At 30.8% G+C, this 22337-nt stretch carries 23 protein-coding genes; 2 read left to right on the forward strand and 21 right to left on the reverse strand.

Annotated features, from left to right (window positions below):
* Positions 1-91: 91 nt before the first annotated feature.
* From pyrF (EKG35_RS06055) to EKG35_RS20830, 20 genes are all read right to left on the reverse strand, one after another.
* The gene (pyrF, locus tag EKG35_RS06055) at positions 92-1066 is read right to left on the reverse strand and encodes an orotidine-5'-phosphate decarboxylase (protein WP_126293545.1); all 975 of its coding nucleotides are present in this window, start codon (positions 1064-1066) and stop codon (positions 92-94) included.
* Positions 1059-1700 carry a hypothetical protein gene (locus tag EKG35_RS06060; RefSeq protein ID WP_126293546.1) on the reverse strand — a complete coding sequence of 214 codons (642 nt, stop codon included), beginning with the start codon at positions 1698-1700 and terminating at the stop codon, positions 1059-1061. Before EKG35_RS06060 ends, pyrF (EKG35_RS06055) begins: the two co-directional genes overlap by 8 nt.
* An 88-nt stretch (positions 1701-1788) precedes the next feature.
* Complete coding sequence (gene tmk, locus EKG35_RS06065) at positions 1789-2409, reverse strand: dTMP kinase (RefSeq protein ID WP_126293547.1); 621 nt, start codon at positions 2407-2409, stop codon at positions 1789-1791.
* A complete protein-coding gene (locus EKG35_RS06070; RefSeq protein WP_148103500.1) occupies positions 2406-3236 on the reverse strand; it encodes a hypothetical protein in 831 nt (276 codons plus the stop codon). Before EKG35_RS06070 ends, tmk begins: the two co-directional genes overlap by 4 nt.
* A gap of 27 nt (positions 3237-3263) precedes the next feature.
* Positions 3264-3950 carry a CPBP family intramembrane glutamic endopeptidase gene (locus EKG35_RS06075; RefSeq protein ID WP_126293549.1) on the reverse strand — a complete coding sequence of 229 codons (687 nt, stop codon included), beginning with the start codon at positions 3948-3950 and terminating at the stop codon, positions 3264-3266.
* A gap of 288 nt (positions 3951-4238) precedes the next feature.
* Positions 4239-4514, reverse strand: coding sequence for a PqqD family protein (locus tag EKG35_RS06080; protein ID WP_126293550.1), 276 nt, complete (start codon positions 4512-4514; stop codon positions 4239-4241).
* Positions 4514-5731: an MFS transporter gene (locus tag EKG35_RS06085; RefSeq protein WP_126293551.1), complete on the reverse strand. Its 1218-nt coding sequence runs from the start codon at positions 5729-5731 to the stop codon at positions 4514-4516. Before EKG35_RS06085 ends, EKG35_RS06080 begins: the two co-directional genes overlap by 1 nt.
* 5 nt (positions 5732-5736) lie before the next feature.
* Entirely contained in the window at positions 5737-6024 is a 288-nt protein-coding gene (locus tag EKG35_RS06090) for a hypothetical protein (RefSeq protein WP_126293552.1), read from the reverse strand.
* Complete coding sequence (pyrF, locus tag EKG35_RS06095) at positions 6021-6680, reverse strand: orotidine-5'-phosphate decarboxylase (protein ID WP_126293553.1); 660 nt, start codon at positions 6678-6680, stop codon at positions 6021-6023. Before pyrF (EKG35_RS06095) ends, EKG35_RS06090 begins: the two co-directional genes overlap by 4 nt.
* A 15-nt stretch (positions 6681-6695) precedes the next feature.
* Entirely contained in the window at positions 6696-7949 is a 1254-nt protein-coding gene (locus EKG35_RS06100; RefSeq protein ID WP_126293554.1) for an aminotransferase class V-fold PLP-dependent enzyme, read from the reverse strand.
* 645 nt (positions 7950-8594) lie between these two features.
* Positions 8595-9242 carry an AroM family protein gene (locus EKG35_RS06105; RefSeq protein ID WP_126293555.1) on the reverse strand — a complete coding sequence of 216 codons (648 nt, stop codon included), beginning with the start codon at positions 9240-9242 and terminating at the stop codon, positions 8595-8597.
* Positions 9243-9272: 30 nt separating this feature from the next.
* Positions 9273-10655, reverse strand: coding sequence for a dihydroorotase (locus tag EKG35_RS06110; RefSeq protein WP_126293556.1), 1383 nt, complete (start codon positions 10653-10655; stop codon positions 9273-9275).
* 11 nt (positions 10656-10666) lie between these two features.
* Positions 10667-11575, reverse strand: a complete 909-nt coding sequence (locus EKG35_RS06115; RefSeq protein ID WP_342774105.1) for a dihydroorotate dehydrogenase — start codon at positions 11573-11575, stop codon at positions 10667-10669.
* A gap of 3 nt (positions 11576-11578) precedes the next feature.
* Positions 11579-12361, reverse strand: coding sequence for a dihydroorotate dehydrogenase electron transfer subunit (locus EKG35_RS06120; protein ID WP_410799198.1), 783 nt, complete (start codon positions 12359-12361; stop codon positions 11579-11581).
* Between the two features lie 5 nt (positions 12362-12366).
* Positions 12367-13596: a M20 family metallo-hydrolase gene (locus tag EKG35_RS06125; RefSeq protein WP_126293559.1), complete on the reverse strand. Its 1230-nt coding sequence runs from the start codon at positions 13594-13596 to the stop codon at positions 12367-12369.
* A 239-nt stretch (positions 13597-13835) separates the two neighbouring features.
* Positions 13836-15110, reverse strand: a complete 1275-nt coding sequence (locus EKG35_RS06130; protein WP_126293560.1) for a TRAP transporter large permease — start codon at positions 15108-15110, stop codon at positions 13836-13838.
* Between the two features lie 11 nt (positions 15111-15121).
* Entirely contained in the window at positions 15122-15601 is a 480-nt protein-coding gene (locus tag EKG35_RS06135; protein WP_126293561.1) for a TRAP transporter small permease, read from the reverse strand.
* Positions 15602-15663: 62 nt separating this feature from the next.
* The gene (locus EKG35_RS06140) at positions 15664-16731 is read right to left on the reverse strand and encodes a TRAP transporter substrate-binding protein (protein ID WP_246020214.1); all 1068 of its coding nucleotides are present in this window, start codon (positions 16729-16731) and stop codon (positions 15664-15666) included.
* 138 nt (positions 16732-16869) lie between these two features.
* Entirely contained in the window at positions 16870-18453 is a 1584-nt protein-coding gene (locus EKG35_RS06145) for a PucR family transcriptional regulator (protein ID WP_126293562.1), read from the reverse strand.
* 22 nt (positions 18454-18475) lie between these two features.
* The gene (locus EKG35_RS20830) at positions 18476-18646 is read right to left on the reverse strand and encodes a hypothetical protein (protein ID WP_185807660.1); all 171 of its coding nucleotides are present in this window, start codon (positions 18644-18646) and stop codon (positions 18476-18478) included.
* A 629-nt stretch (positions 18647-19275) separates the two neighbouring features.
* On the opposite strand from EKG35_RS20830, the gene EKG35_RS06150 reads away from it, so the two are divergent.
* Both EKG35_RS06150 and EKG35_RS06155 read left to right on the forward strand, forming a co-directional pair.
* Positions 19276-20532, forward strand: coding sequence for an MFS transporter (locus tag EKG35_RS06150; protein ID WP_126293563.1), 1257 nt, complete (start codon positions 19276-19278; stop codon positions 20530-20532).
* Positions 20516-21268: a nucleoside phosphorylase gene (locus EKG35_RS06155; RefSeq protein ID WP_126293564.1), complete on the forward strand. Its 753-nt coding sequence runs from the start codon at positions 20516-20518 to the stop codon at positions 21266-21268. Before EKG35_RS06150 ends, EKG35_RS06155 begins: the two co-directional genes overlap by 17 nt.
* A 231-nt stretch (positions 21269-21499) precedes the next feature.
* Here the strand turns inward: EKG35_RS06155 and EKG35_RS06160 are convergent, their stop codons facing one another.
* Positions 21500-22009 carry a C40 family peptidase gene (locus tag EKG35_RS06160; RefSeq protein ID WP_126293565.1) on the reverse strand — a complete coding sequence of 170 codons (510 nt, stop codon included), beginning with the start codon at positions 22007-22009 and terminating at the stop codon, positions 21500-21502.
* Between the last annotated feature and the right edge of the window lie 328 nt (positions 22010-22337).

Raw genomic sequence — 22337 nt, forward strand, 5'->3', positions numbered from 1 at the left:
CTTGTTTCTGTGACCAAAAAAAGTTGCACTTCATCGTTTAGTTATCACAGAATTCAGATAACTCAACATAATATAAACCCTGAATAGTACACTAATGTCTACTATTCAGGGCTTCAGCTTTCCATTTTAATTTATTTTCTCTAAGTAATGCATCATTAATATCATTATTCATATTTCTAACCGCATCAGTAATACATTTTTTTATTTGGTGCTCAGTTTTTATTTCTACTTTGTTATAAGAATATATAATACTTCTTGATGCACTTATTAGGGCACCATAGCCATCTGGATTAAAGGCATTAGTTATATTTTCACCTTTTCCCCCTTGAGCCCCATATCCAGGTAAGAGAAAAATACTATTAGGCATTAATTTTCTAAACTTTAGAATATCTTTTGTATGTGTCGCCCCTACGACAGCACCTATAAGTGAATACCCATTTTCACCAATACTATCACATGCGTAATTATTTACCCATTCTGCAATTGTTTCACTAACTGTTAATTGTGATTTTAGTTGTTTATCTTGTAAATCCTCTGAGGAGTCATTGCTAGTTTTTACCAATATGAATAAACCCTTTTTCAAAGAAATTGCACTATTATAAAAAGGATCTATACTGTCTTTTCCTAGATATGGATTTATAGTTAGAGCATCAACAGTTGGATTTGAGTCTCTCCATTTATTCGTTTTATCACCAAAAAAAGACTCAGAATACGCCCTAGAAGTAGGTCCAATATCTCCACGTTTTGCATCCGCTATAACAATCAAACCTTCATTTTTAGCATGTGAAACCAATTCCCAAAAAGTTGCAACACCATAAGCCCCATATACTTCAAAATAAGCTGACTGTAATTTAACTACTGCAACATAGTCCTTAACCGTATTAATAACTGTTTTTCCAAACTCTAATAATGCATGAGCTGCTCCTTGTGAGGAGACTCCATATAAACTCTCGGCTTCTTTTAAATAAAAAAGAGGAATTCTGTTAATATCAGGATCTATCCCTACAACAACATGAGATTTTTTCATCTTAACATTTTGGATAATTAAATCAGAAAAATTAAACATTATGGTGACACCTAGTTTCTAATTCTTTTTTTACGTTTTCAATATTCTTTTTGAATTTCTCATGAACACCATATCTTTTTGCCATTATCATTGTTTCAGGATTAATTACTCTTGAATATGGTAAAATAGGTTGACTTCTAACCAAAAATGAAACTGCAAATGGATTATTTTGAATAATTCTATGGAATTTCCCTGCCTCAAAGAAATAAGTTGATCCTTCATTACATTCTGATCTGGAAATTAGTTCTACTTCTACTTTATCATTAATAGTATTAACTATTTTATACTCTTCGTGTATATAACTTCCATAAACAATGTTTGAAACAAAATGAAATCTATGATCATGAATATTTTCTACCACATCAATTGCATCCGTATTATTCCATAAGTGTAATCTTGCACGCACCTCATCATCCCATAGTACATACTTTTGAAAACCTAAAGGATGGATTTCCATAAGAGATGCTAAATTAGAAATTTCAGTGGTATTCAACTGTAATACTTCGTCCAAAAAATTAAGAATGCTATTGCTATTAATATTTTTATTTATTAATGTACACAAAGCTTGTTGGTGATTTGTATCGACAAAAGCATTAGTAGCTTTTACTTGGCTAATTAATTCCTTTAAGTTCATTTTACCTACTCCCTCCAAATTGGTTTGAATATTCTGAATCAACGTTAAAAAAAATGTTTTAGCTAAATAATTTGAAAATCCTAGATTATTAGGTAGCTATTATCTTATCTTTTATGATCAAATTCAGTTCTCCAATTATTATCTTATGAATTTCTTCCTCAGATAAAGTTCCATCGATTATAAGTGCATTACTTGGAAGCACCTCATTTAAAAAAGCTTCACGAACTTTTGTAAACATAGTAGGCTCCCTTTCTTCGAATTTAGTTGTTTTACCATCTCTTATAGAAATTCTTTGTAGTAAAATTTCCGGCTCTACATCTAAGAAAACTGTTAAATCGGGAATTAATGTACCATTATTAAGCTGTTTTACATATTGTACATCTAGACCTCGTGCAGAAAAATAGGCTAGTGAACTAAAAAGGTAACGATCAGAAATAACACTTACTCCTCCCTTAAGGGAAGGTTCAATTAAAGTTTTAATATGCCATATTCTATCTGCTGCAGCTAGCATTGCTAATGCTTCCATACTTCCACATTGCCCATTATCTAAATATTCTCTAACCCTTAAATCTTGGCGGTAGTAATCTGTAGGTTGTTTTGTAAGTAAAGTTGGCAATTGTTGATTACGAAACCAATTTTCTAATTTTTGAATTTGAGTAGATTTACCTGAACCGTCTAGTCCACAAACTGCTATTAATAATCCCTTCATCTCGATTTCTCCATTTCTTTAGTTGTTTTCAACATAGAAATTGTTTTATTCCTAATCTTAAATGCGAGTCTAACCATTGCTTTTGTTTGGTCCTTAAGTTCTTCTTCTTCTAAAGAGTTAAGTTGCCCTACATAGAGGGATATAAAATCTGGAACCCAGGATTCAGTACTAGAAAAAACACTGTATAACCGTTTTATTATCCACTTTTCTTTTGGGTTTGTTTGACCATTAATAAATATTATCGATTCTACAGCCTTTTCTAAACAACTTCTAGCATTTATATAGGCTGTTAGAAAGTCTTTAGATTCAAGAGCACCTACAGCATCATCATGTCTGTTTTCACTATAAGCAAGACGATTTAATGTACATGCTAATTTAAAATTTTTGCTATCCATTTTCTTTAGTATAATAGCATCAAATAATTCAGAATTTTTAATAACATAGGAACATAGAAGTCTATGATATAACTCAACTTTTCTTATATCACTAAAATCTATGTTCTCTTTTTGTAATTTACTTTTGTATTCATCTAAAAATTCTGTTAAAAATTTAAATTTTATTAAATTTATATTTATAGGAATTTGATAAGTTAAAATAGTGTATTCGTATCCAAAATAACTATTAGAAATGTTTGAGTTCTCAGGAAATTTAAAATTTTCATTGTAAATAATATAGACATCTAAATCCGACCCCATATTTGAAAATCCCTCAATTACAGATCCAGATATAAAGACAATATCATTCCCACTTACATTTAGATCCTTTAATAATTGTTCTGTTTTAATATTATATTTATATAAGTATTCATCATATTTTTCTTTTGTCATTTTTATCAAATCCATTGTTCATATTTTTTATTTCCTACCTCTTTGCAATAAAATAATATAATTTGTAAAATTATAAGTAATATGGCCAAAAACTATTGGCGCAAATATTTTATCGAAAGATAAATAACAATAACCCAATATAATTGATAATAAAAAATGATAGACATAATCTATAAATTTATATTGGTTATGAGCAAATCTATTAAAATGGTGGTAACATGCAAAAACTAAACCATTTAAAATAATATGCCAAAACGAAGGGTTTGAAATTAAATTATAATAAAAAACTCTAAATAGAAGCTCCTCTCCAATTATAATGAGAGTTAATTTTACCATTTGCATAAAACAAGTTAATTTACTAATAGGTTCCAATAGAGTAGAGATTTTAATTGCTTCTTTTAAGTTGTTATATCTTGTTAGTAATAAAATTAGACTAAGTAGCATGGTTATTAAAAAATAATGATATTCATCTGTGAACCAATCTATATGAATAGAAAATAAAACATTAGGTAAAACCATACTTATTAATATTGGAATATAACGATATTTTATAGGAACATTGATTCTTTGATAGAGTAAAGGAGCAAATGCCATAATAAGTAGTGGCATTGACAACCCTAAAGTAATAATTTGACCTAATTGATTTTCAAATATAAAGAAATAAACATATGTTAAGATTAAAATTATTAAGTATATTTTTTGCCTTTTTAACATATTATTTTACCTTTTGGTAACAAGAGGCAGATTAAGCCGCCTCTTGTTAAGTATTTTTAGAATTTTACATGAGCAATAATTGCTTGTGGGCAATTTACTTTCTTAGCTGTTGGCTTTACATACATTTTTTTCATTAGTATCCCCCCTTTATTAAACTAGTTGCCTCTTGTTAAGTACTTTTAGGATGCAACAACATGGGCAAGAATAGCTTGTGGACAAGTTACTTTCTTAGCTGATGGTTTAACATAACTTTTTTTCATTCATCTCACCTCCTTTCAAGATTACTATCTAATTATATTGTTCATACGCTAATAACTTTTCAGAAATTAAATATTCAATTAGCTCTAAGGTATCCTCATATATTATTTTTTCATCTGTATTTTCATATAATAAACAAAGTTTGTTTATAATATCTTCCACTGTATGTTCACCATCACATAAATCAACAATTTCTTTACCAATACTATTTAACTTCCAAGCAGAGTTTTTACTTACTAAATAGTAATCTCCCTGCAATTCTTTTATCCTAACGGAATAATCTAATATTGGTTTAATAGATTGCATTATGATATCCCTCTTTTCTTATAAGTTATTACTTTTTCAAAAAATAGATAATTTGTTAAAAGAACAAGAATTATACCGATTCCAGATATAGTGAAAACACTAGAAATAGATATTATTTTATTTTCTATAAGCCAACCAGAAAGAAAAACGGCGACCGGTGCAGTAACTCTTGATAACATTTGAGAAGTGGTAAAAACACGGCCTAACATATAAGAAGGTGTATTTTTTTGAAGATAAGTATTTATAAAAATACTACCTAATGTGAGACCTCCATTAATAAAACCGAATAAAATACTAATTATTATCCAATGTGTCGAAATGGGAAAGAATATAAAAGCAATACCTGTAAAAGCACAGGATATAAATATGGATTGGAACAGATTAAAATTCTTATTGATTTTTTTGGCCATTAAGGTAATAAGAAAAGCTATTCCACCACCAAGTGCATATAAATAACCAACTTCTGTGGAGTTTAATGATCTTTCATCTAGGAGGAAATATAAAATCATAGAAGTACTGAAATAGATACTAAAATTTAAAAATAAGGAAATAATATTTATTTGAAAAATGTTTTTATCATGAAATATAAATTTAATTCCATCTAATGAATCTTTTATAATTGACCATTGCTTATTAGATTTCTTTATGGGTTCTTGATTAATTTCCAAAGTTGGTATAAATATTAAGAGAAAGAAAAAAGAAAACATATTTACTAACATAGCAAAGGTCGCATTATAGTAAGCCAATAAAAATCCACCTATTATAGGCCCAATAATTTTGATAATAGTAAGTGAACTTTGTATCCATGAATTAGAAATAAGTAATTCACTTTCTCTCACTATGTTTGGAATAGTACTTCTATATGTCGAAAGAAATAATAACGAAGATGTCGAATAAAGAAACGAAATTACATATATATGATATATTTCCAGTACTTTGAAGTAATATAAAATTGGTATTATACCACAAAGTAGTACTTGTATAAGGGTAGATATAAAAAGAAGTTTTTTCTTGCTGCCATTATCTATTATTGAACCTAGGAAAAAACCGAACAAAATTTGAGGAAGACTTATCATAGCAGCAACTGTTCCCATTGTTAAAGTGGAATGTGTAAGCTCATAAACAAACCAAGGTAGCGCAAGGATATATATTTGTTCTCCTATATTTGAAATACTTTGACTAAAGAAGAGCGTAAAAAATTGTTTATTTTTAATCATTTAATTTACTCATCCTCAATGCGTCCTAATATATTTTCCAAGCTTAGAATTCCTTGATTTATAGTACCGGCATTAGTTACCAAACAATAATTCTTCTCTCTATAAAAATGAATGATTGTATCTAATTTTGTGTCTCTAACTAATACACATTTTGAGGAAAGTTCAATTGATTTTTCTACCTCTTTAATTTTAGTTAACTGTTTTATAGATAAAATTCTTTTAAAATTAATCTTTAAAGTAAAGTTATTACTTTCAGCACAGTATTTTTCAACTTGTAATGACTCAATAATCATACATTAACACTTTCTCTTAAGTTTAAAACAACCTCTCTAGGGTTAGGAGCATTATAAATTGCTCTTCCAATGATAGCAAAATCAGCACCAGCATTTAATACTTCTCTAAAATCTCCCCCCTGTGCACCTACTCCACAAGAGACAATTGTTTTTTTCTCACCTATCGTATTTCTCAATTGGTTTATTTGATCAGGTCTTGTCCCCGGAGCCTGAATACCATACGCATCTATAAGACTACATATATTAGCAAAATCTATTGAGTAAGGTCTTGTAAATTCCAGACCACCTGGATGAGTTAGTTCAGTAACAATTATTACTCCAATTTCATTATTAGCAATATTCATTATTTCTAATAATGCATCTGTACCTATAAATCCATGCACCATAATAGCATCAGCACCTGCTTTTTTAACAAGCTCTACTATTCTGTTATTAGTTACCGGTACATCAGCTACCTTAAAGTCCGCTAAAATTTTCAAACCATACCTTTGTTTGATTTCCGAAATAAGAGATAAACCTTCTTTTAGAATTAAAGGGTAATTAAATTTAATAACATCTATTAAATCATGAGTTTGATCTAATACTTTAATTGCCTCCGCTTTACTTTCAGTATCTAGTGCAAGGATAATATGAGAATTTGGTTTACCTAAAAACATTTGGATTTCCTCCTCTTAAATTTGTTTTATTAATGAAATTTCTTTCAAAGCTTTTTCTAATGTATAAATATCTTCCATCTCATTGAAATAACCAGGGCTTATTCTTACAGTACCTTGTGGAAACGTACCAAGCATTTTATGAGTCCATGGTGCACAATGAATGCCTGCTCTTGTAACTATGTTATAAACATTTTCTAAAATAATAGCTACTTCATTAACTGGATGAAGATTTTTTGCATTAAATGATATTATCGGTAAATGATTTTCTGCTTCAAAATTCCCATAGATATGAATGCCATCAATTGCTTTTAACCTCTTTATAATTTCTTTAGTTAGCATGCTTTTTTTTGTAATAACTTCTTTAAAATTTTGCTCTAAAAAATGTATTGATTGATTGATAGACAGTATTCCAGGTATATTCATAGTCCCAACTTCATAATCTAATTCTTCAGTTGGAATAATAAAATCATCTTCACTCTTGATTCCCGTTCCCCCTGTGAATATAAGGGGCAAATTCATATTATTACGGAAATAAAGAAAACCAGTTCCAGTTAACCCCATTAAACTTTTATGCCCAGAAAAAGCCATAATATCTATATTTTCTCGTTTTACATTAATTTCAATATTCCCAACTGCCTGAGAAGCATCTACAAAAACAATGAGCCCATACTTATGAGCAATTTCACCAAATTTTGATTTATAAATTATATCCCCAGTAACATTAGAACCATAAGTCATGACTATCATTTTAGAATTTGGAGATAGTAAATTTAATAATAATTCTTCGAACTCTTCTTCACTAGTGTTGGTATTAACATTTAATAGTGAATAACTTATATTTCGCTCATGAGTTAAGGAATAAAGTGTTCTAGAAATAGCTGAGTGTTCATACCTAGTAGTTAATACATGATCATTTTTATTAAGAATCCCACGTAGAGCCATATTAATAGCATGCGTTGCATTAAAGGTAAATATTAATTTATCCTCGAAACCGCTCCCTATAAAAGTTTTTATCTTTCTTCTGGATTCATCGAGTATAGAAGAAAGATTATAATCACTACTATAACCTCTTCTATTAATGGATCCGGGAGTTCGGTCTATAATTTCCTGTATTCGCATAGTATCAATGGCTTTCGGAAAACTAGTTGCAGCATTATCTAGATAAATCATTTTTATTATAATCACCTCACAAATTGTTGTAATTTTCCATTTTTTATTTATTTTATTGTAATTTAAAATTCTGAAGTTTGGATATGTTTGTTTAGACAAAGATTAATATCTTAAATTTGTTATAACTTTTAAAGTAACCTTACAACTGGTGTACAGTTTATTAATTATTCATTACTAAAGTCACGAAGTCTTCAAAGAGTTTGTTTCCATAAAAATTTTCTCCTTCTATTTTCCGCTTTGTTTTAATAAGGAAAAAATATAAAATAGTTAGTTTTTTCCAATAATGAAAAAAATCTAATGGGGTCTTTAAAATACAGCAATATTTTATGAGGATATATAAAGGGTTAGTTAAAGCTAGTAGTTAACTAAAAGAATAAGATTATCTAACATACTTTTAAGAAATTTGAAAGGATTCACAGTTAAATGTTGGGGAGATGTGGTTGCAAGTTTTGAGTAAATAATACAGTTCACACCTATAAAGCACAAACTGCTTATGAACTTTGCTACAACTCAATATAAAGCTTAGAATCAAACAATGTCCTGAATAAAAAAGCGAGATTACATTTTAAAGTGTGATGATTTTTAAATGCTAGTAAACTCGCTGCATATCGAATGAATCACATAGTATATAACAAAATAAATATAATTTTGGATTTTTCCAAAAATCAGTTGACGAAGTAAGTTAAACTTAAATCGTTTATGAAATAAATTAATATATTATTTTTTTATATCAAATTAAATAATTTAATATAAGTTCAATATAGCTCCAACCAATTCTATTGGCGTCCACGTATTCCAATTTGTTTGTTTTTCTACTAAAAGACGGTGTTCCCTTGTGTAGCTTATACAATCAAGAACAATTTGACTTACATAATCATTTGGTAAAGCATTTTTTATTTGCTTACAACTAAAATCAGTAGGTGGAATTGCAATAACAATCGGATTGAAGCCATAACTTCTCCACTTTTTCTCATTTGCAGCTATCTGTTCTTTTATTGGAGAAACTACAAGTATATTTTTATTATTCTGATTTGCTTTTACAGTTCCTTCTAATAAAAAGGAAGGTCTAATAATTGGAATCTGTGATTTGAAAAAGAAATCAAACTCTCCTGAACATAATAATACTGCCCTTTTACACCCAAGCTCATGTAAATGATTAATCTGTTTCTCAATAAAAGGTTTAAGTACTTCTATATCAATTACTTCGGATTGGGTTCCTATACGTACACTTAATGGATATTTACCTTCATGTACTGTTAAATTTTTTATAGAGTCATTACTCAATCCATCTAATGCCCCTACTAATATAAATTTATCACCTCTACAGTGCTCTTCAAAATAAGATAATAAATCTAACCTTGGAGAAGTACCCAACGTAATTAATCCAATCATTCAAAACCCTCCTAGCAATCAAATTAAAAATTAGGCTTTTATAAATTGTCCCTTTAAAGTCTCAATTACTTGACCATCTTCCATTACAACATGACCATTTACAATTGTATAAACCGGTAACCCCTTCACTCGGAAACCATCAAAAGCTGTTACTTTGCTCTTGCTTAGTAAATCCTTTGTTCGAATAACAGTTTCTTTAGATAAATCTACAATTGTTATATCTGCATCAGATCCTACCCGTATAACTCCCTTCCGTGAAGCTATCCCATGCTCTAAAGCTGGTTTATATGACAACATTGATACAAGTTGATTTAAAGAAATCTTCCCCGTACTAACAGCATCAAGCATTAATGGAACCAAATGTTGTACACCACACATTCCTGCTGGTGCTTCCCATAAATCCAATTGCTTATCCTCTGCAGTATGTGGAGCATGGTCTGAACAAACCGATGTAATAGTCCCATTTTGCAAACCTTCCCATAATAATTCCTGATCTTCTTTATACTTAATAGGTGGGAAAACCTTCAGCATATTTCCTAGTTCATCATACATAGATGCATCTAAATACAAATAATGTGGACAAGTTTCCCCAGTAATCGGAAGTCCTTCTTCTTGAGCCTTTTTAATATAACCAACTGTCTTACCGGAACTAATATGCAGAATATGCAAACGAGCACCCGTCTCTTTCGCCATTCTAATTCCTGTTTGAACAGTTAACTCTTCAGCTAAACTTGGTCGTGCTTTTAATAAATCTTCATAATTATTTGAGTCATTTTTGTAACGATTTGTTAATGTTTTTATTAATGCACTGTTTTCTGCATGAATAGCAAGCATTTTATTTGTTTTACCTACTTCTTCAAAAATTTCATAAACTTCACCATCGTCCAGTGGTGGAAGTATATTTTTCAGCTCCGGATGATAATTATAAACTAGTTGATAGTTATCTAGATTCAATGCATATCCCCAGAAATATTTATAACCGATAATACCTAGTTCATTTAATCGACTTAAATCTTTTAAGTTTTCCTTCCCTAAGCAAATTGCCCACATTCCAAAATTAACATTTGCTTTACTACTTAAATTTTCGAGTTGCTGATTAAAGTTTTCTTCATTATTTACTGGGGGGTTAGTATTTGGCATTTCAAAGACCGTTGTAATCCCCCCTGCTGCTGCAGATAATGTCGAGTGATAGAAATCTTCTTTATGTGTTGCTCCACCATCTCTTGAATGAACATGTGTATCAATTAACCCAGGTAATACATATTTACCCTTAGCATCAATAACACGTTTCCCCTCACCAAGATCCTCTGTAGAAATGACCGAGATTTTCCCATCTTTTATATACAGATTTGCCTCATACTTTTCTTCATGAGTAACGATCGTTCCATTTTTAATAATTAACTCCCATTCCATTAATAGCACCCCTATTCATTTATTAATACTTTTCCTATAAGCTCGTTTATTGAGGAAATTTGATGTTGTTCCATATACTCTTTAATTTCATCTAGAATTTTTTCCATTGCATTTGGATATATAAATGAAGCAGTTCCTACTTGAACTGCAGAAGCCCCAGCCAAAATCATTTCAATAGCATCTTCGCCATTCATTACGCCCCCACACCCAATAATTGGTACTGAAGTAACTTGATTTACTTGATAAATCATACGAATAATAACTGGTTTTACTGCTGGACCGGACAATCCTCCGACAATATTACCGATTTTAGGTTTTCTTGTATGAATATCGATAGCCATCGCGAGTAATGTATTGGCTACATTCAGTGCATCCGCACCAGCTTCCTCACAAGCTATTGCAATTTCTTGTATACTAGTAACATTTGGAGTTAGTTTTGGTATAACTGGTAAATCAGTGACGGATTTTACTTTTTGAATGAGTGAATACGAAATATCTGAATCCATTCCAAATGACTTCCCATCGTGCTCTAAATTTGGACACGAAATATTGAGTTCCAAAGCAGAAACCACTGGATGGCCAGAGATTATCTCCGCCATTTCAGCAAATTCATTAATAGAATCCGCTGAGATACTTGAAATGACAGGTAAATTATATTTTCTGTACTGTTCTAAAATATTTTTCAAATAATAATCAATACCCTTGCTTTGTATACCAATAGAATTAATCATGCCACTAGTTACTTCACAAACACGAGGGGTTTTATTGCCGGGACGAGGATATTTTGTAATACTTTTAGGTACGATTGCTCCTAATTTTTTAATATCTAAAAACCCATCCATTTCGTATCCAAAGGCACCTGAAGCGGGCATAATTGGATTTTCCAATTTTAATCCGCCTATATTTACAGATAAATCCACTATTTATAAGACCACCTTTCTTAAATCAAAAACAGGTCCTTCTTTACAAACTCTAACCGATTCGATATTTTCATCATTTAAAATATTACATACACATGCGAAACACACTCCCATACCACATGCCATATGTTCTTCTAAAGCTATCTGCCCCTCTAACTTTTGCTCTATAACAAATGATTTTGCTAATTTTGATAGACGTTTTGAACCACATACATAAATTCCCTGGATGGAAAATTTGTAATGGATTTTTTGCATTATTTCTTTAACATGAGTTAATTCACTTGTTCCTTCTTCATCAGTAACAATGTGTAAATGAACTCCTAATGAGGTTAACAATCGCACCGCTAATAAATCATCTTTTGTTCGTGCACTTAATATTGCGTGGCACTGTATACCCTTCTCTACTGCATATTGAGCAAGAGCAGTAAGGGTCGCAATACCAACCCCTCTTGCAACTAATAAAATGTGCCTAGCACCATTATTTAATTTAAAAGGAACTCCTAAAGGACCGACTAAATCCATACAATCTCCATTTTTAAATTTTGTCAGCCTTTTTGTACCATCGCCTTTAACTAAATATAAAAACTCTATAGTTTTTTTATCATAATTAATTTTGTAAACGCTTAATGGCCTACGTAAAAATGGAAACGTATTTTCATTCGAACATAATAGATTAAAAAATTGACCTGGAAGGACATTGTCAACATCTTGCCCAACAAAAACTTCCATATGCCAATATCGAGATGAAATTTGTTTATTGAATAAAATTTCATTTAACTTATACAACATCATCACTCCTTATCAACAGCAAGTAAAAAATCTTTCATCAACGAGATTCCTTTCATAATCTCTTGAATACACGTATATTCTTTAGGGTTATGACTAATACCGTATTTGGAAGGTACAAATATCATTGCGGATTTAAATAACTTTGCCATATTCATGACATCATGGCCTGCACCACTACTCATTTTCTTAACTTTAAAATTATTTTTTTCTGCTAACATTAATAGTAAATCGATATAGTATTCATCCATTGGAACGGATTGTTCCTCAGAAAGCTTTATTATTTCTATTTCTACATTACGCTGATTTTTTAATAGAAAAATAGTTTCAATTAATTCCTCTGTTACACGATTTCTAGATTCCATATCAATTCCTCTAATATCAACCTGTAAAAGAGCTTCCCCGGGAATAATATTCATCCCTCCTGGCTTAATCGATAGCACTCCAACAGTTGCTACCGTACTATAAACCGATTCTTTAATTCCTAAACTTTCTATTTTTAATACTAATTCACTTGCAGCAGCTAAAGCGTCCTTTCGATATTCCATTGGTGTTGTACCCGAATGAGCAGCTTCACCTAGTACTTTTATTTGATACCGAGCCGGTGCTGCTATAGATGTCACAACTCCTATTTCTAGCTGTTCTTTTTCAAGTATTGGACCTTGCTCGATATGTAACTCTATAAACGCTTTTAATTCACTTTTATTACGAACAACTTCATCGATTTTTTCTATACTTAAATTTTGACTACTTAATGCATCTTCAAATGATATTTCATTACGATCTTTTAAACTTAGTAACTCCTTAGCTGAAAGCTGATTTGTCATTACTTTACTCCCAATAGTTGAAACACCAAATCTTGAAGATTCCTCACACGCAAATACTATAATTTCGATTGGATGATTTGTTATAATACCCTGTTCATTTAATGAGGTTACTACTTCTAAACCACCAATGACACCAACTAGCCCATCAAATAATCCTCCATCATATACTGAATCTAAATGGGATCCCATTGCAATTACAGGTAATCCATCCTTTAACCCGTCTTTACGAGCAATTACATTTCCAATTGCATCCATTCTTACCGTCATCCCCTGTGCCATACATAAACGCATAAAATGATGCTTTGCTGCTGTTTCAACATTTGTATAAGCAATTCTATTAATCCCTTCACCTTCAAAGGAGTAATTTCCAAACACCTCAATCAAATGTTTTACTCGTTCCTTATTCATTCATTACCTCCAACTACTCTTATATACAAATAGTTTAACGGATAATTTTCCGAAAATTATTACTATTATTAACAATTTTCACTTCTAAACTTTGTCTTTTTCAATAAAAAGTTGTTACATGTATCCTTATCCGTATTGTTTAGAAAGACAAAAATTAATTGAATTTTTGATAGAAAATAATATAGACTATCCGAAAATGAATAGTCTACAAAATTTTTATTATAAAATTTAAGAAATAGTTAACCCAGAAAACGAACTAAGAATAATGATAAATCCGGTACATAGGTAATTATTAACAATGCCGCTACATTAAAACATAAAAACTTTCCGATAAATGGCAGCATTTCTTTTAGCTTTACTTCACTTAAAGATTGACTCACAAATATATTCATACCAAAAGGTGGTGTATACATACCTAAGGCTAAGTTAGTGATCATAATAATCCCTAAGTGAACTGGATCAACACCAAGTGAAATCGCAGACTGGTATATTAAAGGTGCTACTACAATTATAGAAGCTACCCCTTCCATAAACATTCCCATAACTAATAATATAAGGTTTAAAATTAATAAGAATACAATCATTGATGTAATGTTGTTCGTAATAAACTCTACGACCATTTGAGGTAATCTTGCGCGAGTTAAAACCCACCCTAAAATTTGGGCAGCTGCTACTAATACTAAAACTTGTGCAGAAGTAATAGCAGAGTCAATACTAATATCAATAATTTTTCTTAATGTAAGTTCTTTATAAATAAACAGACCTACAAGTATTGCATAAACAACAGATATACCTGCTGCTTCTGTCGGACTAAATAGTCCAGTATATATTCCACCAAGAATAATAACAGGAATCATTAATGCCCACCCTGCAGATATAGCACTATTTAACAATTCTTTCCCCGTTGCTTTTGGATCTCTTGGAAGCTTATTCTTTTTTGCATAAATATAAATATATAATAACGATGATAAGCCTAAAAATAGTCCGGCACCAATTCCTGCTATAAATAATGAGCTTACAGAAACACCTGTAACTGCACCGAAAATAATTAATGTTATACTCGGCGGAATTACAAGTGAAACTGCCCCAGCGGATGCTAATAAACTAGAACTAAACCCTCTGCCATAGCCACCGCGCAACATTTCTGGATACATAATCTTCCCAATCGCTACAACTGTTGCTGGGGCAGAGCCAGATAACGCGCCAAAAAACATACTTGCTACTTGTGTTGTCATGGCAATACCGCCTGTTAGATGGCCGACAAGTGCTTTCGCTAATTTTAAAATTCGACTTGACAATCCACCACCGTCCATTAAGTTGGCAGCAAAGATGAAAAATGGAAGTGCCATTAATGAGAACTGATCAATTCCAGCAAATAACCTCTGTACTAATATCATCGGTTGTGTATCACTAAATAACACAATGGCTATAAATGATGCCAAACTTAAAGATATAAAAATGGGTACACTTGTAAATAAAAATAAGAATATTAAAATTACTAATGCAATTAACATTGGGTACCCTCCTATTCTTCATTAAAATCAATTGATTTATTTTTTAATAACTTAATCGTATTTATTGAGATATGTAATATTGAGAGTAGTGCACCAACTGGAATTGCTAGGTAAATCATATATGTTTTTATTTCAAGTGATGGAGAAATTTGGCCTGAATTATAACTAAACATCACTAAATCCACACCATATTTAACAAGAAAAATCATAAAAACAAGCGCTAATATGTTAATAAGTAATTGCAGATATCTTTTTCTGTCTGTTTTCAATGAAGTCATCAATAAATCAACTCCTACATGTAAACCTTTTCTAAAACAAATAGCCATTCCGATAAATGTTATGTAGATCATTGAATATCGGATAAACTCTTCTGTTCCATCAAAGTTATACTTAAAAATCTCACGACTTATAATATTAATGAATAAACCTACAGAAACTAAAAGGATTAAAAGTCCAACAAAATATTCCTCTATTTTTTTTACATATTTCATAACAAAACACTCCTTTTTTATAAAAGAAACTGTGAAGCAACAAATACTTCACAGCTTTTTGTTTAGTTTAATTCATTAATAACTTGTTTAAATTTTTCTAAAAGCTCAGGTTGATCGCCGGCACCATATAATTCACTATAAGTTGCTTCTGATACATTTTTGAAAACAGCAATTTCTTCATCTGTTAGTTCGTAGTATACCGTTCCACTATCAATAATGTTTTGACGATATTCTTCTTCTGTTGCTATTAAATTATTTCGTGCTTCTGTACGTCCATGTTCCTCAGCTTCTAAAATTAACTTTTGGGTATCTTCACTTAATCCTTCAAACCAAGATTGGTTTGCCATAAGAATATATGTCATTGCACCATGCTTTGTATCCATAACAAATCCTTGAACTTCATGATAATTATTTAAATAAATTGTTTGTAGTGGATTCTCTTGTCCATCAACAATTCCTTGTTGTAGACCGTTATATACTTCCGCATAAGCCATAGGAATGGCAGCTGCACCCCAAGCTTCATATTGAGAAATTAAAAGTGGTGATTCCATTACACGAATTTTTAGCCCTTCTAAATCAGATGGTGAATGAATTTCTGCATCCTTTGTAGAAATTAACTTATATCCACCCGGCCAATAACCAAGGCCTTTAAACCCTCCTTGTTCAAGAGTACCTAATATTTCTTGTCCAACTTCTCCATCTAATACTTGATACATTTTTTCAGTTTCTGTAGGTAATAAATACGGTAAATCTACAATTTTGATATCATCAACAAAAGGTGTGATAACTGAGGCAGGTTGCATAGTTATATTAATTTCACCTATTTGTGTTGATTCTACTTGTTCACGCAAACTACCTAACTGGGAAGCAGGGAAAATGTCTACTGTAATTTTCCCACCAGATTTTTCTTCGACATATGATTTAAATGCTTCCGCACCAACATCTTCTGGACTTCCAATAGGTTGATTATGGCTAAATGTTATAGACAATTCTTCATAATCTCCTGAAATATCTGTATTATTATCAACTGTTGAAGCTTCAGTTCTTTGTTCTTCACTTTGTTCTTGGCCACATGCAGTAATTACAAGCAATAAAATTAGTAATAAAAATGTAAATGACAACTTTTTCATATAATACCCCCTACTCTCATTCAAATATTGGATTTAAAATCCAACCCATAAACAAATAATAAATATTTCTTAGAATTTTTTAAATATTCTATACAACAATAAATTCTTCTTTAAATTGTCTTAATCTACAATTTTTACTTACATAGATTGTCTACTTTCATGAATAATACATCCAATATAAAACATCGTTCGATCATCTACACGCTTGAAAGATAGCCCCGTAAGTTCTTCCATTCTTTTTAAACGGTACTTTAAGGTATTAACATGTATATATAAACAATCGGACGTTATTTTTAAACTCTCATCATGATTGAAATAACATTCTAAAGTCTTTACAAGTTCGAATCCTTTCTCATCATCAAGAATCATCAAGATGGTCTCATTATAAATATTAAGCAATTCTTCCGAAGACCCTAATTCAAAAATTAAACGCCTAGTTCCAATTTCATCATAATGAGTAATGATTCCTAACCTATTTGTTTGATTAGCAAGTTGTAATGCCTTTTCAGCCTGCTTAAAGCTTTTTTTCATGCCTACTATTCCTTTTAATTCTTGGCCTACGCCAATTACTATTGATGAAGAATGATGAATTAATAGTTTTTTTAATAATTCTTGAATTTTATCTAGTATATCTCCTTCAAGAATTGTTTTTGGTAGTGCGATTGATATACTCTCCTGGGTGAATGCAACAATTATATAATGATGAATTTTCTTGATTGCCTCTGACAACCGATATTTATTACGCTCTAAATCTTTACGGAATGCATCTATATTTTTGTAGTTTGTAATAATAAGACATTGATAGCCGATAGTCGTTGATAAATTATATTTTTTTCCCCATATTTCAATATTTCTTTGATTTAAAGATTCACTGTAAACAATTTCTTTAAAAAAATCCGATTCATATTGTTGCTCAATATCTATTCGTACTTTTTTCTTTAAAAATTCAAATGATAAAATAGATACTGCCTTTTCAAGTAATAAAATATCCGATTCTAAATGTTCCCTATACGGTGCCCAGCTAGTAATGTTTCCATAATACTTACCATCAACTATGATTGGCGATATAACCGTTTCCAAAGAATGTACTTGTCTATTCCGTTGCATTGGCACAGGTTTTTTTATAATTAAAAGTTCCTGAATTTGTTCTTCAGTTATTGGTTGGATGTCATAGTGGTTATCACCTGTTAGGACGTAAGAAATTTCACTCTCAATCGTAAGCTCAAAATCTATAAACCTCTTTAGAGTATTCATAAAATACTCATATCCCTCAACTTCTAATGAAATTTCATTTAACATTTTCATGGCTAATTCAATCTTTTTATAATCAATTGAACTATCATTCATGATTAAATTTAATACAGGCGACATAATGTCTAAGTATTTAATTTCCTTGGGTATTAAAATTATTGGAAAGTTTAATGTATTACCGCTTTGGATAATACTCTCGGGAACTTTATTATCTAAGTAAACTGTTTTAATAGCTAATGCACTTGCATTAACTCTATCAAGCTCATAGATTAGATTAGCAATAGCATGTTCATCATCTTTTATAGCGTATAAGGATGTTAAAATAATTTCATTTCCTTTTAACCATTTCGATACTTCTGGAACCTCCATTATTGTGATATTTTTCACATATCTATCTAAACCTTTTTCACCTGCAACTACATTACACTTAGCTAGTCCTTCTGTATTTAACAACGTTTTCACAGCATGCACTACTTATCATCTCCATATATAATTAGTACAAATTAAATTGATTACAGATAATTGCTAAATCCACCTCTAAAATATCACAACACTTTTTCACTTCATCTTGAAAGTTAAAATCATTAGGAATAGGTAAATCGCGATTTTCTTGATAAAAACTAATTAGACCAAATAACTCTTTAATTGCTTGTTCTTTTGTCATGGTTCTCCACCTCTGATTATTCAAATTTTAGAATTATTAAAATTGTCAATTTTTAATATAATAGCATAAATTTATACAATTGTATTTATATATTCGACTAATCGAATCATTCCATTAGAGATAAATTTAAGTTGATAAGGTAATTTAATCTCCCCATTCCTTTTACTACCAAGATTCCTAAATGTTTATAATTGTAGTGACTATACAAACTATATAATGGAAAAATTGTTACTTTAAAAAACAATTAATTAGTTGAACTGTCTGCAAAAAGGCAAAATAGTACACTAAATACTTACAATTAAATTTATGAGGCTCTTAATTTTAACTTTTTCGAAATAACAATGAACAATACTATTGGAGAACTAATAACAGATTAAAACTAACAATTAAAAACCTAAAGTACTTAATTTAAAATCTACTTCTTTTTATAAGTCTTAATTAACAAAATTATGAGGTTTTAGTTTTTGTTTTATATATATACATACCATGTAATGTAAGATTTTCAATTTTCACAATTTTCACACTTTATTTTTGTCTATTTGAACACATCTTTAAATTCTTTTATCAATGTATAATTCGACTATTCAGAATATTTTAGGTGAACTCATCTTTAAGGAGGGTGAATAATTATGGATTATCGTAAAAAAACTGTTTTCGCTTCAACTGCTGGTTTAGCGCTAGAAGGTATGGATATCATGTTTATATCTTTTGCCATGTCTATGATGGTTACTGATTTTGGTATTAGTTTAGCTCAGGGAGGATTAATCTCTTCAGTGACTAACTGGGGAATGCTTTTAGGTGGTATTATTTTTGGAATCCTGGCAGATAAGTTTGGAAGAGTACTTGTATTTACGTACACAATTATATTGTTTGCAGTTGGTACTGCTTTAACAGCTATAGCGCCAAATATAGAAACAGTATATTTTTTTAGATTTATTGCTGGCTTGGGTGCTGGAGGGGAATACGGTATTGGAATGGCTTTAGTTGCGGAAGCATGGCCAAAAAAATGGCGTGGTAGAGTTTCCTCATATGTCAGTATAGGAGGACAAATTGGTGTCATTTTGGCAGCTCTTTTGAGTGCAATTATTCTACCTACATTAGGTTGGAGACCATTATTTTTTATTGGAATTTTACCAGTAATACTAGCATTCTATCTTCGCCGTAACCTTGCTGAATCTCCTGAGTGGTTAGAAGCACAAAAGAACAAAAGAAATAATAAATTAAAAACAACTAAAAGTAACCCTCTTTTACAATTGATTAGTACTCCTAAAATGGCGTTTACTACTATAGCAATTACTATTATGGCTACGGTTCAAGTAGCAGGCTATAACGGGTTAATGGTTTGGTTGCCCTCAATGTTACAACAATCTCATGGTTTTTCTGTATCGGGTTCAGCTATATGGACTATCAGTACAATAATCGGAATGATTGTAGGTATGCTGACTTTTGGTATATTCATGGATAGATTTGGAACAAAAATTACGTATGGATTATTTCTTATTTCATCCGGCATTGCAGTATTTTTATATTCGTTTGCTTCGAGTAGTATAACACTTTTAATCGGAGGAGCAATTGTAGGCTTTTTTGCAAATGGAATGTATGCAGGATATGGGGCTCTGATTAGTAACTTGTATCCAACGGAAATTAGGAGCACTGCAACTAATACAATTTTCAACTTAGGACGGGCTGTTGGAGGTTTTTCTCCTATATTTGTAGGATTTATTTTACAAAGTTACAATATGACTATTGTTATGATTTACTTAGCTAGTCTTTATTGTATTTCTCTATTAATGGTTCTTTCACTTAGAGATAATAGAAAGAAAAAAGAAGGTAAATACATTATAGATTACGAAAAGGCAGGATTAGAAAATGACTATTCATCTTAAAGGTATCTCTTCAGAAGACATTGGAAAAGTAACTTTACTCGTAGGGGATCCTGGGAGAGTTGAAATAATCTCGCAAAATTTGGAAAAACCAAGATTAATACTTAACAATAGAGAATTTGTACTTATGAATGGATTTTGGAATGGTCAAAAAGTATCCATTTGTTCGACAGGAATAGGTGTAAGTTCTACTGAGATAGCTATTATTGAATTAATAGAACAGGGTGCAAAAATATTAGTAAGAATTGGTGGATGCGGTGCGTGGAAGGATGATATTAAGCCAGGAGATATTATCATTAATAATGCAATGGCTCGTGAGTTAGGATTACTAAATGCTTATGCTATAGATTCCTTTCCAGCAGTAGCAGATCCCTTATTAATTCAAAGTATAATGGAAAAAGCTGTTTCAAGTAAATTTAATACACATTTTGGAATTGGTCTTACATCGCAGTCTTATTATTTAGGACAAGATCGTAAACCCAGAATAAAAAATGGGCCAAATGTAAATAATTTAATGAATTATTGGCAAGAACGTTCTATTCTAAACTGCGAGATGGAAACAGCTGTTATTTATATGTTGGCATCTATTTATGGTATTCGTGCTGCTAATTGTCTAGTTGTTCATGGAAATAGACTTAACAATGAGTGGGTTCCAGAAGAAGAATATCATAATATACATGTAAAAGTTACAAACATAGTTTTAGAGGCTTGTTTTGATGTTTTAGAAAAATATAATTAGTTTAATAAAATTAAGTTAACTTAATAAGGATTGTTGTAAATATTTGGGATGGAGACACAATTCTTCATCCTTTTATATTCTTTACATAAATTATTAGTTACCCTAATAATCCTTATTCCCCTAATTCCCCACAAGTATTTCAAAATAAATCGAATCAACCACTCTTTTCTTTAACAAAAAACCCTCTGTCAGAATTGTATTCCAACAGAAGGTTTGATTAATTGAGTATTATTATTTTTTTGATACTAGTTTAACATCACTAATACGTTTTGCACCTACGTATTTGTCAGCCCAGTACCATTTATCGTTAAGTGGAGTAATTGTTACTCCTTGACTAGTTGATGCATGAATGAATTTTCCGTCTCCGTAGTAAATACCTACGTGTGAAACGCCGCGACCTGATGTATTAAAGAATACTAGATCTCCTGGGATCAATTCGTTTTGGCTAACTGATTCCCCAACATTATACATTGAAGCAGAGGTTCTTGGTAATGAAGAAACACCTAAATCTTTAAATACCTTTAAAACAAAGCCCGAGCAGTCAAAACCGCTTGCAGTCGTTCCAGCGCTTTTATAAGGAGTACCTAAATATTGTTTCGCAGTTTCTCTCAGTTCAGTTGAAGTGAAATCTTCTTTCACTTCTGCTGCCGAAGCATCTCCTGATACGATTGGTGAAAAGTATATAGTTAATCCAGCCGCTGAAGCTAGAAAGATTTGTTTAATTCGTTTACTGTATTTCATCGTGTCCCTCCACTGTAACAGAAATTTTCTGAAAAATTATCTGTACCTAGAGTAACACGATATTCCCATCTATAACATTACAGTTTCATAACAAAGAAATTACACTATCAGCATTTTTTGCTATTTTTCCGAAGTTCTAGAAACCCACATTTACCAAGGTTTTCATGATATACCAAAACATTTTTTGTTACTTTAAGAAATTATTATGTTATATAACGTAATATAGAAAAACTCAATTTGTAACATTTGTAACAAAAATCAAAGCTATAACTTGTCCAATTTACATATAGTTCAAACTATTTTTTATAAAAATTCTACTAGAAAGGTA

It is taken from the genome of Lysinibacillus telephonicus (assembly GCF_003966145.1).
Classification (GTDB): domain Bacteria; phylum Bacillota; class Bacilli; order Bacillales_A; family Planococcaceae; genus Ureibacillus; species Ureibacillus telephonicus.

Coding starts and splice junctions, on each gene's coding strand:
- pyrF (WP_126293545.1), bottom strand. CDS start 1,066: ATGTTTAATTTTTCTGATTTAATTATCCAAAATGTTAAGATGAAAAAA.
- EKG35_RS06060 (WP_126293546.1), bottom strand. CDS start 1,700: ATGAACTTAAAGGAATTAATTAGCCAAGTAAAAGCTACTAATGCTTTT.
- tmk (WP_126293547.1), bottom strand. CDS start 2,409: ATGAAGGGATTATTAATAGCAGTTTGTGGACTAGACGGTTCAGGTAAA.
- EKG35_RS06070 (WP_148103500.1), bottom strand. CDS start 3,236: ATGACAAAAGAAAAATATGATGAATACTTATATAAATATAATATTAAA.
- EKG35_RS06075 (WP_126293549.1), bottom strand. CDS start 3,950: ATGTTAAAAAGGCAAAAAATATACTTAATAATTTTAATCTTAACATAT.
- EKG35_RS06080 (WP_126293550.1), bottom strand. CDS start 4,514: ATGCAATCTATTAAACCAATATTAGATTATTCCGTTAGGATAAAAGAA.
- EKG35_RS06085 (WP_126293551.1), bottom strand. CDS start 5,731: ATGATTAAAAATAAACAATTTTTTACGCTCTTCTTTAGTCAAAGTATT.
- EKG35_RS06090 (WP_126293552.1), bottom strand. CDS start 6,024: ATGATTATTGAGTCATTACAAGTTGAAAAATACTGTGCTGAAAGTAAT.
- pyrF (WP_126293553.1), bottom strand. CDS start 6,680: ATGTTTTTAGGTAAACCAAATTCTCATATTATCCTTGCACTAGATACT.
- EKG35_RS06105 (WP_126293555.1), bottom strand. CDS start 9,242: ATGATTGGATTAATTACGTTGGGTACTTCTCCAAGGTTAGATTTATTA.
- EKG35_RS06110 (WP_126293556.1), bottom strand. CDS start 10,655: ATGGAATGGGAGTTAATTATTAAAAATGGAACGATCGTTACTCATGAA.
- EKG35_RS06125 (WP_126293559.1), bottom strand. CDS start 13,596: ATGAATAAGGAACGAGTAAAACATTTGATTGAGGTGTTTGGAAATTAC.
- EKG35_RS06130 (WP_126293560.1), bottom strand. CDS start 15,110: ATGTTAATTGCATTAGTAATTTTAATATTCTTATTTTTATTTACAAGT.
- EKG35_RS06135 (WP_126293561.1), bottom strand. CDS start 15,601: ATGAAATATGTAAAAAAAATAGAGGAATATTTTGTTGGACTTTTAATC.
- EKG35_RS06140 (WP_246020214.1), bottom strand. CDS start 16,731: ATGAAAAAGTTGTCATTTACATTTTTATTACTAATTTTATTGCTTGTA.
- EKG35_RS20830 (WP_185807660.1), bottom strand. CDS start 18,646: ATGACAAAAGAACAAGCAATTAAAGAGTTATTTGGTCTAATTAGTTTT.
- EKG35_RS06150 (WP_126293563.1), top strand. CDS start 19,276: ATGGATTATCGTAAAAAAACTGTTTTCGCTTCAACTGCTGGTTTAGCG.
- EKG35_RS06155 (WP_126293564.1), top strand. CDS start 20,516: ATGACTATTCATCTTAAAGGTATCTCTTCAGAAGACATTGGAAAAGTA.
- EKG35_RS06160 (WP_126293565.1), bottom strand. CDS start 22,009: ATGAAATACAGTAAACGAATTAAACAAATCTTTCTAGCTTCAGCGGCT.